At 38.6% G+C, this 13,811-nt stretch carries 15 protein-coding genes and 2 riboswitches; of the genes, 10 read left to right on the top strand and 5 right to left on the bottom strand.

What is annotated here, in order from left to right; genetic code table 11:
• Positions 1–19: 19 nt before the first annotated feature.
• A complete protein-coding gene (locus tag ACPUYX_RS04255; RefSeq protein WP_426378476.1) occupies positions 20–892 on the bottom strand; it encodes a DMT family transporter in 873 nt (290 codons plus the stop codon).
• Between the two features lie 313 nt (positions 893–1,205).
• Positions 1,206–1,288, top strand: a riboswitch (cyclic di-GMP riboswitch).
• Between the two features lie 109 nt (positions 1,289–1,397).
• On the opposite strand from ACPUYX_RS04255, the gene ACPUYX_RS04260 reads away from it, so the two are divergent.
• The gene (locus ACPUYX_RS04260; RefSeq protein WP_426378477.1) at positions 1,398–1,838 is read left to right on the top strand and encodes a chemotaxis protein CheW; all 441 of its coding nucleotides are present in this window, start codon (positions 1,398–1,400) and stop codon (positions 1,836–1,838) included.
• Between the two features lie 19 nt (positions 1,839–1,857).
• Positions 1,858–3,006, top strand: a complete 1,149-nt coding sequence (locus ACPUYX_RS04265; RefSeq protein ID WP_426378478.1) for a methyl-accepting chemotaxis protein — start codon at positions 1,858–1,860, stop codon at positions 3,004–3,006.
• A gap of 16 nt (positions 3,007–3,022) precedes the next feature.
• On the opposite strand, the gene ACPUYX_RS04270 is transcribed toward ACPUYX_RS04265, so the two are convergent.
• Complete coding sequence (locus ACPUYX_RS04270; RefSeq protein ID WP_426378479.1) at positions 3,023–3,553, bottom strand: hypothetical protein; 531 nt, start codon at positions 3,551–3,553, stop codon at positions 3,023–3,025.
• Positions 3,554–3,899: 346 nt separating this feature from the next.
• Between ACPUYX_RS04270 and ACPUYX_RS04275 the strand changes: the two genes are divergently transcribed.
• Positions 3,900–4,334 (top strand): MerR family transcriptional regulator, encoded by a 435-nt coding sequence (locus tag ACPUYX_RS04275; protein ID WP_426378480.1) that lies wholly within the window; start codon positions 3,900–3,902, stop codon positions 4,332–4,334.
• A 48-nt stretch (positions 4,335–4,382) separates the two neighbouring features.
• Positions 4,383–5,561 carry a class I SAM-dependent methyltransferase gene (locus tag ACPUYX_RS04280; RefSeq protein ID WP_426378481.1) on the top strand — a complete coding sequence of 393 codons (1,179 nt, stop codon included), beginning with the start codon at positions 4,383–4,385 and terminating at the stop codon, positions 5,559–5,561.
• Positions 5,562–5,839: 278 nt separating this feature from the next.
• Here ACPUYX_RS04280 and ACPUYX_RS04285 read toward each other — a convergent pair whose 3' ends face one another.
• Positions 5,840–6,583 (bottom strand): zinc dependent phospholipase C family protein, encoded by a 744-nt coding sequence (locus ACPUYX_RS04285; protein WP_426378482.1) that lies wholly within the window; start codon positions 6,581–6,583, stop codon positions 5,840–5,842.
• 383 nt (positions 6,584–6,966) lie between these two features.
• Between ACPUYX_RS04285 and ACPUYX_RS04290 the strand changes: the two genes are divergently transcribed.
• The 5 genes from ACPUYX_RS04290 (at position 6,967) to ACPUYX_RS04310 (ending at position 10,129) form a co-directional block, all read left to right on the top strand.
• Positions 6,967–7,110 carry a hypothetical protein gene (locus tag ACPUYX_RS04290; protein WP_426378483.1) on the top strand — a complete coding sequence of 48 codons (144 nt, stop codon included), beginning with the start codon at positions 6,967–6,969 and terminating at the stop codon, positions 7,108–7,110.
• A gap of 164 nt (positions 7,111–7,274) precedes the next feature.
• Entirely contained in the window at positions 7,275–7,478 is a 204-nt protein-coding gene (dmpI, locus tag ACPUYX_RS04295) for a 4-oxalocrotonate tautomerase DmpI (protein ID WP_426378484.1), read from the top strand.
• 309 nt (positions 7,479–7,787) lie between these two features.
• Positions 7,788–8,624, top strand: a complete 837-nt coding sequence (locus ACPUYX_RS04300; protein WP_426378485.1) for an ATP-binding protein — start codon at positions 7,788–7,790, stop codon at positions 8,622–8,624.
• A gap of 134 nt (positions 8,625–8,758) precedes the next feature.
• Positions 8,759–9,124, top strand: a complete 366-nt coding sequence (locus ACPUYX_RS04305; RefSeq protein ID WP_426378486.1) for a hypothetical protein — start codon at positions 8,759–8,761, stop codon at positions 9,122–9,124.
• Positions 9,125–9,265: 141 nt separating this feature from the next.
• Positions 9,266–10,129: a hypothetical protein gene (locus ACPUYX_RS04310; RefSeq protein ID WP_426378487.1), complete on the top strand. Its 864-nt coding sequence runs from the start codon at positions 9,266–9,268 to the stop codon at positions 10,127–10,129.
• 47 nt (positions 10,130–10,176) lie between these two features.
• On the opposite strand, the gene ACPUYX_RS04315 is transcribed toward ACPUYX_RS04310, so the two are convergent.
• On the bottom strand, positions 10,177–11,652 hold the full coding sequence (locus tag ACPUYX_RS04315) for a C40 family peptidase (RefSeq protein WP_426378488.1): 1,476 nt from the start codon (positions 11,650–11,652) through the stop codon (positions 10,177–10,179).
• Positions 11,653–11,656: 4 nt separating this feature from the next.
• A riboswitch (cyclic di-AMP (ydaO/yuaA leader) is annotated at positions 11,657–11,793 on the bottom strand.
• A 208-nt stretch (positions 11,794–12,001) separates the two neighbouring features.
• Here ACPUYX_RS04315 and ACPUYX_RS04320 point away from each other — a divergent pair.
• Entirely contained in the window at positions 12,002–12,307 is a 306-nt protein-coding gene (locus tag ACPUYX_RS04320; RefSeq protein ID WP_426378489.1) for a hypothetical protein, read from the top strand.
• A gap of 153 nt (positions 12,308–12,460) precedes the next feature.
• On the opposite strand, the gene ACPUYX_RS04325 is transcribed toward ACPUYX_RS04320, so the two are convergent.
• Complete coding sequence (locus ACPUYX_RS04325; RefSeq protein ID WP_426378490.1) at positions 12,461–13,807, bottom strand: sigma-54-dependent transcriptional regulator; 1,347 nt, start codon at positions 13,805–13,807, stop codon at positions 12,461–12,463.
• Positions 13,808–13,811 lie beyond the last annotated feature (4 nt).

Consider the following 13,811-nt stretch of genomic DNA (forward strand, 5'->3'; position numbering starts at 1 on the left):
ACGGCATTTTTAAATACAGTTATGGTTCTCTAATAACCAATAAAACTCCGGAAAGTATTAAAACTGAACCTATCACAAATGGGAGCCCCACGTGTTCGCCGAGAAAAAGCCAGCCCAACAAAGTCCCTGATAGGGGCTGGAAGAAGAAAAAGAGACTTCCGCTAGCGGCCTCGACCATCTGCAGGCCTTTGTTCCACAAAAAGAAAGCAAGAGCAGTAGAAACAATGCCAAGATACAAGATTCCACCCCAGATCGCGGGACGGGCCATGACAGCGACCGGAATTTGGCTTGCCTGAGAAGCCGCAAAAGGGGTAATAATTATTGTTGCTATAAAAATCGCATAGGTCGTAACAACAAGTTGAGAGTAAGTGCCGGGAACTCGTTTTATGAGTACAGACATTAAGGCCCAAGTTACTGCTGCAACGCCTAAGATTAGTCCTCCAAGCTGATACGTTTTACTAATATCTCCGATTCCAACAATGCACAAGACGCCAATGGTTGCCAAAAGCACCGAGAGTCCTTTGCGCAAGGTCATTGTTTCCTTTAGCAAGAGACGAGCGAATATAACCATGAAGGCCGGAGTTGCTGAGGTAATAATAGCCCCCATCTGAGCCGTAGCTAGTTTTGTTCCCAGAAATTGAGTCCAGATCGATAGGGCATAGCCTGTTATCCCAATCATCAGAATTAAGGGGATGTCACGCTTACTTATGCGCCAAGATTGATGAGTTAGGACTGCCATAGCTGAGAGCACGAGGAGCGCGATTATATAGCGCAGCCACACTAACTCTAAGGGTGGTATGACGCTAAGAACCACTTTGCTAATGACATACATACCTCCCCAAATTGTCGCAGCTAAAGCTAAATATATAGAGCCTAGTTTATTTTTGGACATTTAAGTTCCCTCCGTCTTCAATGAAATTAAGTCCTTATTCCAGACGGAAGATGCATAATCCACTTCGATCCGTCAGGATAGAAGGGCTGCGGGAACATCATTTTCAAACAGTGGTGCTGAAAACATGCCAATTCACCTCCGTAAAAAGAAAATTCGCCTTTACAGGCCAATTTTCCTCTGAACTGTTAAATTAAACTTGTATAATGATGATTTTAAAATTGTTCATAGACTTGAAAATAACTTAAGGCAAAATATTCACTATATTTTTATTAGTTTCAACTTTTAATTACATTATTATGCTATAATATACACCAAAAGACAAAGGCAAACTTGGTGAAAACCAAGGACGCAAAGCCACGGGTCTTTCTTCATGAGGAAGATAGCCGGGTTGCAGAAAATGGTAAGAAACGTCTTTGTCGTCGAGAATATCCTATCTTGGCGATTTTTTCTTTCTTGGTAAAGGAGTGATAATAAGAATTTAAAAATCCTGAAGGGAGTGAATTGTATGAGTTCTCTGCAGCTAGTTGTTTTTAGATTGGGTGATGAAGAATATGCCTTGGAAATTACTTTTGCTCAGGAGATCATTCGAATTCCGGAAAGAATAACTAAAATGCCTTATTTGCCTTCCTACATAGAAGGAATGATTGACCTGAGAGGTAAGGCAATTCCAATTATTGACTTAAAAAAGCGATTTGGTGTTGAACAATCTGAGCGAGGTGTTGACAGCCGTTTGCTTATTTTGAACATAGAGAATGTAGGAATTGGGATAATTGTGGATGATGTCTCAGAAGTTATAAAGGTCGAAGAACAATCGATTGAAAGACTTAATGCAGAACTATCGAGTCTTGGAAGCAGCAAAGTGCAAGGTGTTGTTCGGATTGACGAGCGTTTGATTCTTTTGTTGAACGGGCTGAATTTTAAGGCTGAAGTTTTAACGAGCAGATAGGGACGGGAGTGATTTAAAGATGATAGCTTTAGCGGGTGTTGAGGCGTGTAAGATCATGGCTGGATTTATGGCCGATTTAATACCAGGCGGAGTACTGTTCGGAGTTGTGGAACATGACACCTTTGTTTGGGTGAAGACCTCTGAGTCGTTTACGTTAGACATTTTTCAGGTTGGCAAGAGGTTAAAGGAAGATACAACGACGGTGCAGGCAATGCAGAAAAAGAAGGTTCTAACGCAAAATATTCCCCGTACGGTTTATGGCATGAGAGTAGTTATCGTCTCAATTCCTATCATCGATGATAAAGGAGATGTCTGGGGTGCATTCACCATAGCATTCCCTAAATTACACCCCGTAGCTGCCGCTTTTAGAGATTTTGCTCCAATTTTAGCTGAGATGTTCCCTGAAGGGGCTTATATATATATGTCAGATTTAACGAAGATCGCTTATGCACAGGCCTCGGAGAAATTTGACATGCCGTCAATAGCAGTAGGCTATGAACTAAGGGAAACAGATATCGCGTATCGGGCGCTGCAAACTAAAAAACCAATTATTGAAGAAATTGACGCTTCAAAATACGGGCAGCCACTAACTATTGCCAATTTTCCCTTGTATGATGATGAACGTAAAAATCTCGTTGCAACTCTGGGGATTGTGACACCGAAAAAAACGGCAGTTACCCTGCGTGAAATGTCAATCAACTTAGAAAGCAGTCTTGAAGGTATAGCCGCCGCCATAGAGGAGCTTTCAGCCTCAGCGACGGAAATACACACCAATGAAGGGGAACTTAATACTGATATTAAAGGGATAATAAATGTTTCAGAAGAGATTAATGAGGTATCGGCTTTTATTAAAGAAATTGCTGATGAAACGAAAATGTTAGGATTGAATGCAGCTATCGAAGCAGCCAGAGCCGGAGATGCAGGCCGCGGTTTTGGCGTAGTTGCTGAGGAAATAAGAAAACTCTCTGCTCAATCAAAGAGCACGGTTCCCAGAATTAAACAATTAACTGATACAATAAAGCAGAAAGTTGAAGAAGCGAGCCGAAAAAGTAATATCTCCTTAGATGCCAGTCAAGGACAAGCGGCTGCCTCGGAAGAGATTTCTGCAAGCATCGAAGAAATCACTTCCATGTCAATGGAATTAAGCAATCTCGCCAAAACTTTATAGTTGTTTTCTTTTTTAGCTAATGCTTTATTTCCTGGCGGACCTGTTCAATTTTATTAGACGCTGAGACAAGATCTTCTTTGCTATTTTTTAATTGAGACTTACTCAGATCACCGGTACTGCTCAAACTATCGTTTAGTTCAAATAGCGATGCTGTGAGCAATCTGGCTGCTTCGGTTAAATCAATGATCATTTGGCTGTTCTGGGATGATTGTTTTAGAGCATTAGCATTCAGGTAGTCAGTGGAGGAAAACTGATATAATTTATCTAATGTGGCTGTTATTTGTTTCTTATTGATTTCTTTTGAAGCTGCTATCTCTTGATATTGTTTTAAGATATCTTCCAGAGAACTTTCAATTTCAGCGGGGGTCATAGAAGGATTTGCAATTGTCGGTATAGTATCTGAAAAATCCTGCCAGGCAGATACTCTTTGGTTGAACGCTAATTTGAGAGCAGCAATGGCAATTATGATCACAATAATTGCTACCCCTAGGGTGGGGAGTTTTCTCTGCTTTTTAGCAGCCGCTCTGATTAACCACAGACGTTTCACTGTTTCAACCTCCTTTCCTTAAGACCATATCTATTCTATCGTTAATATACAGAAGCAAAGGACAGGTAAGAACCAAAAAAATAATCCATATTCTGTCAAATGCATGATAAAAGCGAGCACCTAATTGAGGTCCTCGCTTTTTTTGTGAAGAAGTTATGGTTTTAGCCTCTAGCTGAACAAGCTTACTTCATTTTTACTTGGGATTAAAAGTTAGGTTCAATGGATAGTATATGAGATGTAAAAAAATGTATTTATCTGTAAAAAAATAAGATTGTAGTAGGTGTGAACGTTGACGTTAATGTTACATTAGTGCTAATATAATCTTAGCAACAGTAAGGAGGGTATTGTGGATAACTATAAAATTGAGCAAGTTGCTCTTCAGAGCGGCTTGACCAAAAGAACCATCCGATATTATGAAGAAATAGGTATGTTACCGCCGCCTAAACGCAGTGAAGGGGGGACTAGGTACTATAATGAAGAGCATATAGAATTGCTTAAAAGAATTAAGTATACCAAAGACGCCTTAGGCTTATCGCTGGAAGAACTGCAGCATTTTATTGCGCTTAGTAATCTCATTGAGTCTCAAAAAGTTAGCTTTAAACAAACTGCTGAACGTCGAGAGCAAAGAGAAAAGCTGTTGAGTATTATAGACACCTTAGATGAAGAACTTACTTTAATCGAACAGAAAATCTTAAAAATTGAACGGGTTAAAGAGGACTTAACCAATCTTAAAAAACGAGCTCAATCGGTAATCGAGAAATTTAACTTAGAGGAAGTTTAATGAAGTATTACCTCTAAGGTTTTATCAGTTCCGAAGGAGGTAAATAGAATGGGTATTGATAAAACGTTCTACAACAATGTCCTTAAAAATATGTTCGCTGATCCCTGTGAGGTTACATATTGGGATGGGGACGTTAAAAAATATGGCGAAGGAGAGATTCAATTCCGAATTAATTTCACTGAGCCCATACCTAAATCGGAAATTATCAGTGATCCCTCCCTTGCCTTCGGCGAAGGTTATATGCATAAAAAAATTGACATTGATGGAGCTGTACAAAAAGTTATCGAGTCGATTTATAATAATCAAAGCAGCTTTCTTTATGAGAAAAAAAATTATGTTAGATTTGCTAAGATGCTTTCCAATACTTTACGTAAAAGTAAAGATGATGTTCAATTTCATTACGATATCGGCAATGATTTTTATCGCCTTTGGTTGGATGAGAGCATGACCTACTCTTGTGCTTATTTTGAATCTCCGGAAGATAGTCTTTTTCAGGCACAAAAAAACAAAGTAAATTATATTCTGCGTAAACTTAATTTGCGGCCCGGACAAACCTTATTAGATATAGGCTGTGGTTGGGGAGAATTAATCCTTACTGCTGCGAAAAACTATCAAGTTAAAGCTGTGGGGATAACGCTTAGTTCAGAACAATACTCACGAGTTTCGGAAAGAATTAAAGAAGAAGACTTAGAAGATCTCGTTGAAGTTCAGCAACTTGATTTTCGGGAATTTAAAGATAGAACCTTTGATCGAGTCGTAAGTGTAGGGATGATTGAGCACGTCGGCAGAGAAAATCTTGATGGGTATTTCTCCGCTGTAAAATCCTTTCTTAATGAAGGGGGAATATCTCTGCTTCATTGTATAACAGGCTATGATGAAGCTTCAGGAACAAACAGCTGGATTGAAAAATATATTTTTCCTGGAGGATATATTCCGGCAGTTAACGAACTCGTATCGTTAATTGTTGAAAATAAATTTCATCTCATTGACCTCGAGAGCTTGCGCGAGCACTACACAAGGACTTTAGAACATTGGGCTCAAAATTTTGAACAAGCGCTTCCGGAAATTCGTAAAATGAAAGATGATACCTTTATTCGTATGTGGCGTTTATATTTGAATTCTTGTGCCGCTTCATTTCACTGCGGCAATATAGACGTTCATCAGTTCCTTTTTACCAAAGGAGTAAACAATAATCAGCCTTTAACTAGAAAGTATATGTATGAATAATTTATAAATGGAATAATGAAGGGATATTTATTCACTTCTAAGGAAAAAAGAGCTGTCTCTTGCAAAACGGCTATAGAAAGCAAGTATGTACAAAAAATAATCTGAGAGGAGGTATTTTGGACCTCCTCCCAGATTATTTTTCTTATAACTGTTCTGTTTCCTTTACTAAATTTATATGAAAGGTTAGGCATAACTGTTAAATATACGCAAGAAGTGCTGTCAGATTATTTAAAAGATGAAAATACGAGAGTGTTCACCGTTTGACTCTACAAGGAAATTTAGCGAATAGGCCATGACATGATCTTGACTGAATTCCGCCGAAGAAGAATATCTGTCAATATTTGGTGCGTAAAATCCAAAAAGCCGGCAGTTGTAGCAATCGACAGAGGAATTAGGGTTTCTGCGGCTTTTGAATAAGTTTTACTTGAACAGCCATTTTCAATTGATACTAGGGGATAAAGTGGAGCCGATAGCTTAGCGTTTTGGTCAATCCACTGTACAGGATGAGTAAAGGAGGAGTATAAACCGGTTTTGGCTGGGAAGTTATACCAGTTACTCGCTGCCCATTTCTCGAATTCTAAATGCCCATCAAAAATGACTCCCGTTGAATGATGGGGTACACACATATCTTGTACTAAGTGCAAAGCCGCTCCAAGATAAAACATTCCTTTGACCATCTCTTTAGAAAAGAGGGACAGGGCTTTATTGAAATAATATTGACACTCTGCTGCTGCATCCGGCCATTGGACGCGGCTTTGATCGTTGTTCCAATTATAATAATGACACACATTTTTCCAGCCACGGTCTGCCCATAACAGGCCTTTTTTTAGATATGTATGATAGTCCTCGAAAAAGTTGGCTGCTCTGGACTTGTTGTCTTGTTCTAAGAGGCGGTAAGCTTGTTCCAAGCTATAGATGTGAGGAAGGCCCGGGGAATTAAGCAAATACTGCAAAGGCCCTACGGGGGCTAAGATCATTTTGGTCATTTTCCCCAGAGTGTATGTATATACACTGACGTTCATGAATTTATCACCTCATCGTTTTATTCTTGCCAGAAAAGTCCAAGTTGAGTTAACTATCTTCAGGTTCGAACCATCTTTAGCTCAACTTTAGTTTAAACCATGAACGTAAAAGATGTATTGTGAATGTGTTAAAATGAAGTAAATATGCTTATAGGTACAATCTAAATGGCCAAAATGATAGCCGCCTGTTTTTAGAATCAGACGGCTAATTTCAATATTTTTTAAATACATTTATTCACTTAGCAAATCGAAACAATACTACATATTATGACAATACTTTTGCTTTATCTGTTAGCTTGCCTAAGGGTACAATAAAATGTAAGTTAATTCGTGAAAAACTATTAGTTTGGCATCATAGGAAAACGTGCACACGAGGTGGAAGCATGACAGAACAAGAAAGGTTTATTATTGAAACTATTTTAGCAGATGTTGGTCTGGAAACATTATGTTCAGGAGCAAGCGATCAAAATTCCCAAAATGAACCGTTAAACAAGGATAGCCAATTGTATGAAGCGAATTCTCACTAGGTGAGTTTCGCTTCATAATTCAAGGCTTGTCTAAATCCTAAAGTGTTCTTTTAACCAAGTAAAAATCAGAATAAATAACGATCCTCTGAGATATTCTAGGATAATTAAGGGATTCAGATACCAAGGTTTCAGGCATAAATAAATTATTAAAGGAGGCCGCCTAAATGCCATTTATCAAAATTGAAGCTGGGAAAATTGATAAAGAGAAAAAGGAAAAACTAATCAGCGAGTTTACTAGAGTCGCCAGTGAAACTCTTGGTATTCCGGAAGAAGCATTTATGGTCTTAATTAAAGAGAACGAGATGGATAATTGGGGTACAGGGGGAACGTTACTTAGCAAAGTATTAGCAGAAAGAGGAAACAAGTAGATTAGCAGTCTAACAAAAGGTTGCCAGAGCGGATAGAACGTTCTGGCAATAGAAATTGCTGCCGCTTTTATCCTGAAGGCTCCGATGTTCATCTTTAGCTGAACGAGTTCAGTTTCTTGCGAAAATAATTAATCTCATAATAAAAAAACAATTCTTGAAGGATTTCCCTTTTTATTCTCGAAATAATATAACGATTACTTACATAGTGTCTTTTTATTCACATACCCGCTCCTAAGACCCGAGGCGGATGTTAAATTAGATAGATATAAATATCAGATGATTATTAATTATCGGAGGATTTTGATATCTATGACTGCAACGTTTCGTACTATTAAAGATTGGGAAGAATTTGTTGATTTAAAAAAGGAGATAATTAGGCTCAGGGAAGAACGAGTTAATCTTCAAACAGAGGTTTTTTTGTTAAAAAAATCCCTGAAAAAGGAAATTAAGAATAGAGAATACCTAGAAGGTGAAATAGCAAAACTAGGACGTTTAAATATTATAGGGCAGCTGGCAGCAGGTCTTGGACACGAAATTCGAAATCCTATGACGACTATACGAGGATTTCTTCAAATGTTACAGAGTAAAACGGATTTACTTGTTTATCAAAATTATTTTGAATTAATGATCGAGGAACTGGATAGGGCAAACCTCATAATTACAAATTTCTTATCGCTTGCCAAAAATAAACCGACTGAAATTAAACGTTTGGATCTCAACAAGTTGCTGGAAAACCTATTTCCGTTGTTAATCGCTGACGCTTATAGTCAAGATAAGAAGTGTATTTTTCAACCGGGTAAGATTAAGGAAATTGATATCGATTCCAATGAAATTACCCAACTAGTCTTAAATCTGGCCCGAAATGGTCTTGAAGCAATGGAGCCAAATGGTTGTCTTACGATTGAAACCTTTATGGAAGAAGATAAGATTGTCCTTAGTGTAAAGGATGAAGGAAAAGGAATTGATGAAGAGAATCTGAAAAAGCTGGGCAATCCGTTCTTTACTACCAAGGAAAATGGAACTGGTTTGGGTCTGCCCATGTGCTTTAGAATTGCCAACAGACATCATGCTCATATTGACATTGATACAGGTCAAGACGGAACTACTTTTTTCGTACGTTTTCCCAACCCTTCGATGAATAAGTGAATTAATAAACTAGCTTCGGATTTTACAATCCAGGCTAGTTTTTATTTTCATGATAAGAACGTTTAAGTCATTCATTTAATATGTTATTTATAATAAAAATAATATAATATTTATTCTATAAGGGGAGTGGCAAAATGCGAGTCATTTGGGAAACAAGGGATTTAGCCGAGATTATCTTGTCATTGAAACCTGCCTTATGCGATTTGGTTTCCAAAACAGGCGAGCATTTAGTATTGCCTATCTTAAGCCTCGATACAGTGTCGCAAGAGGTTATTAGTTGTCAAATTACAAACTTTTTTCTTAGGAATTCTTTGAGCTCTGTATTGGCAGTAACCTTTGAAGAATCGAATTCTAGTCGAATGATTAACATGTACAAAGGGTTTTGGGTATTTTCAAGCAAGTTATTTGATACTATCAATCTACGTTATACCATTATACCCAATGAGCTTATTAAGCGAGAGATAGCAAACATCGTTAATCATACTCAGCATAATTCCTAATGCGGTGATAGTGGCATTGGAGCAAACCGATCCTATGTCACTATCACTATTCCAGTTGTTATTTCGAATAGTATCATGAATATTATTGAATACTTTAGAGAAGATAAAGGTGTTAATTTAAAGGCAGCTTTGGGAGGGATTATGCCAAACATATTTTGGTATTGTGTATTGGGACTAATTGGGCTAATTGTTACTGGATTAACCATCTATAAAAAAAGAGATAGACATAGGGGAGTTATATTTCTTGTTTTCTTTCTCGTGTCAACAAGTATTACTTGGATTGGCGAATTTGTCGTACTTGGGTTATTTAATAGTTATGCCTATATCACAGGAATTTTTGCAAGTCCTTGGGCACAGAACCTCTTAGGCCATCTTATACTTAATTCCACCTTTTATCCAGGTACTGCAATATTAGTTGCAGTTTATCCCTTAGGGATAGGCTGGATTTCTTTAATTACTATTTTCTATTTGCTTATGGAGTATTTGTTTTTGAAATTAGGCATCTACGAACATCATTGGTGGAAAAGCTATATGACAGTTATTTGCATTTTTATCTATCAACTGGTTACTAAAAGTTGGTTTGAAAAAATGAATGACCTGAAGTCAGGTTTTTTAAGATTTATGACGTTTTACCTCGTTGGTTTTGTTCTGCTGCACTATCCTGTACCCGTATTGTTATTGTTGGGGAAAGAGTACTATCACGTGCATTGGGCATCTGATTTATATTTAGCAAGTACTTTATTTATTTTTACATATCAGCTCGCTGAAACTGTACTTTTAGTTTTTTTTGTATGTGTTCTTGAGAAATGGTACTGGAAGATAGTTCCCTTTGGTATTGCGATTATTGGACAACGTATACTTCTGAATCTAAAAATTCTCGTTCTCTGTGAAGGGTGGAATTTCTTTTATACCATGACCATTTATTATTTGAGTATTGCTGTCTTCATTTTGATTGTCAAAAATTTCATTGCTTCAGAGGTAAATAATTCCTTCCCTAAAAAATGAAAAGGGGCCGTGTTTTCACGGTCCCTTTTCAAGCGTAATTTTCCTTACTAATTATACCTGCGCGCTCCTAGATAACGTGAAGCGTAAAAGCTGTCACCGAGACTGGAGACTTCAATACCACTGTTGGGGTTACTGGCATGAATAAATCGCCCCCCCCCCATATAAATGCCTACGTGAGATGCGCCACTAGTATATGTAGTGAAAAACACTAAATCACCGGGCTGAAGGTCATTTTTGCTGACAGGACTTCCTGAAGCAAACTGTGCATAAGAAGTTCGCGGCAGGGATATTCCGGAATTAGCATAAACATATTTTGTAAAACCCGAGCAGTCAAAACCACTGCGAGTAGTTCCGCCGAAGACATAGGGCGTACCTTCTAAACTGAGCGCTCGACCTACAAGAGATGAATTATTACTGCTTCCACGGGAAATCCCATAAGCAACTGTCACATTGCCAGGTCCTTTGGCAATGACTTGATTCACAGGATTTTGAGTGACTTTTTCAGCTAATACCTTTTTGGTTACGTCGATACCATTTTTACGCACATAGGAATAAGTAACTAATTTTGCGCCATTACTTCCTTGGGTTACAACTTTAGAATTGCCAAAGGCCAAACTCGGATCTATTTTCGATACAACATCATAGGGTATTGTTTCCGACCCTGAATAAGTTCCTTGACTAACAACCGTAAGATAGGGTGTGGAATCAACAAGCTTTATAGTTTCTCCAGGTTTCAGCATGGTATTTTTAGTTGATCCCGGATTTCCGGCTAATACCTCATCGGTTAACATATCGTTTTTGCGGGCAATAAGCCACCAGGAATCATTAGGCTGAACGGTATAATTTTTGGTCGTTATCTTGCCATCCATCAATACCTTAAAGGCTTGATCAGGTGTTTTCACTTGATCCGGGGAGACTTCAGCTTTTTCGGCACTAACATTTTCGGCAAAACTTATTGATTCAATCTTATTTTCAGAGCTGGGTTTTGCATAATAATCTTGGTATTTTTTAAGAACCTTGTCCACGTCTTCCTTATTTGGCAAAACAGCCACAACGGAACCATCTGCTTTTAAGGTGTAACCATCAACATAACAAGTTATGTCGTTTTCTAGTTTTTCTTCATTTAAAGAAGATTCCAGATAGGTCGCCGGACTAACCCTGACGTTCTCATAAGTTATAACGTCATGAGTTTTGGCAGCTAGGCCATATGGTTTGCCTTCCTGTTGCAAAATTGTTTTAACAAGGTTTTCGGCCGTCGCTGAATTTCTTGCCAGGCCAATTTGATGACCGTTAACAAGAACTGCAGCCGCAGAAGTCGTTGTTGTAAGATTGTAGGTAACCCCACCTATTAAAATGAGAGAAATTGATAAGGTACCGATAACTTTTGGCGATTTCCAAGAAATCTTTCGTAACGTATCGCGCGAAAACTGTTGGATAACCAGTTTTTTCTGAGTCCAATCGAAATGCTTGAGTTGGCTAAGTACTTCGCCTTGAATCTGAGACAGTTTACGAGACCATTGCATATTATTCACCTTTCACAATTGCCTACGAGGTTAGTTGACGGGTTCGGGCAGGAAGGTGTAAGCCCTTCGCGCATTATACGCGATTAACCCCATAAATAAAATCCCCCGTTCTAGACGACCTAGATTCGGCATTCCTTCTCCTTTCATTAAAGCATATCATTATTTATTCGACACTATATGCAAATGTCCTCTAAATTTATTTATGAAATACTTGTGAAGTTTTAAACTTACTCTTAGAAACTTGTCATTTCTCGTTTGAATGGATGCAAACTCTAGAAGTTAAAGGGCATACTAACAGCATAATAACTCTCTATTTTAGGAGATCTTAATTTAATAAGGGGGACGTGTTGTGTATAGACTTAATTCTAGGCAACAGAAAAAAGTTTTTGATTCTTTTCATAAGGTTGTGGAGACGCGAAATCCAGAGCTAATCAGTGAGGATTTATATAATCATTTAAACTTAAACTGCAATTTCTCGTCGCATTTTAATCTGGAGGGGTTTCGAGATGCTTATAGCGGTGATCGCTTTAAGGAGTTTTTAAATTACTTTGATCGCTGTTCTCCTCAAAGTCAGTGGCTTGAAGCACCGGAAATTAGCCGGGAATTTGCGGAATTGAATCGGAAAATGGTTGATTACGGAAGTGATCATATCTAAAACAAGTCGCGGATAGGGGACGGGCCGTTGCATCATGAATATCTATCCGTTTTCATAAATGAAACCCTGCATATAAGTGGATTTGAACTACTATTTATGCAGGGCTTTATTTTATAAAGGACGTTTATGCCTTTTGCAGCCCCTTAATTGTGGTCATATCTTGATACCATATTTTTGCAGGCGATAAAGCAATGTTGGGCGGGTAATTCCTAAATATTTTGCTACCTTGGTCTGATTATAGTTGTGTTTTTCCAGAGCCTTAATGATAAGATGTTTCTCTAACTCCCCTAAAGAAAAACCACTTTCAGAAAGCTGGATCTCCGGTGTTGGCGATTCTTCAAGATGTTTGAGCAATTCCTTAGGAAAATGCACCGATTGGATTTCTGAACCCTGGCATACAATAAGTGCTCTTTCAATAACATTTTGCAGCTCTCTGACGTTTCCTGGCCAGTTGTATTGGGTTAAGGTCTTCATCGCTTCAGAAGAAATTTTTTTACTCTTGGTAGGATCAAATTTTTCCAGAAAGTGATTAACAAGAAGCGGGATATCCTCTTTTCGGGATCGAAGGGGAGGCATGACAATACCCATGACATTTAAGCGATAGTAAAGATCTTCTCGAAAGGTTCCGGTGGTGATAGCCGCGGCAAGATCTCGATTCGTTGTAGCGATGACTCGAACATCGACGTGGATTGTCTCGGTTCCGCCAACTCTTTGAAAACATCGTTCTTGTAATACCCGTAACAACGTTACTTGCATGTTGATAGGCATTTCTCCAATTTCATCAAGAAGGATTGTTCCTTTATCGGCGATCTCAAAGCGTCCTTTTTTTCTGCTGGCTGCCCCGGTAAAGGCCCCTTTCTCGTGGCCGAATAGTTCACTTTCTAAGAGATGTTCCGGAAGAGCAGCACAGTTTACTGCCACAAAGGGTTTATCGAAACGATTGCTGGCTTTATGAATTTCTAAAGCGGCTACTTCTTTTCCTGTTCCGCTTTCACCGGTAATCAGTACTGTTGTTCCGGTTTTTGCAACCTGGCGGATTAAGAGAGATACCTCTTTCATCGGTTCACTTTGGCCAATGAGTTTGCCATATTGTCTGCCCAATTCCTGACGTAAAAAATCAACTTGATTCTCCAGATTTGAAAGATGGAGCGCTTGTTGAACCTGGACTTTGATTTTTTCGAGCTTGAAGGGCTTTGTAATATAGTCCAGAGCGCCAATTTTCATCGCCTCTATGGCCGTATCAATAGTCCCATGGGCGGTGATCATGATGACAGGTACATTAGGGTGCAAAGATTTTAGCTCTTTTAATACTTCGATGCCATCGAGATCAGGCATTTTTAAGTCCAAAATTACCAGCGAGGGTTCGCTTTCTTGGGCCAATTGGATGCCCTCTAACCCTCTTGTGGCGGTCATCACCTGATATCCTTCATGGTTGAGTGCCCTCTCGAGGGCCCAGCACATTCTTTCCTCATCGTCAATGACCAGAATTTTTGGTGTCAAGAAG

This window comes from Desulfosporosinus sp. SYSU MS00001, assembly GCF_049943955.1.
Classification (GTDB): Bacteria; Bacillota; Desulfitobacteriia; order Desulfitobacteriales; family Desulfitobacteriaceae; genus Desulfosporosinus.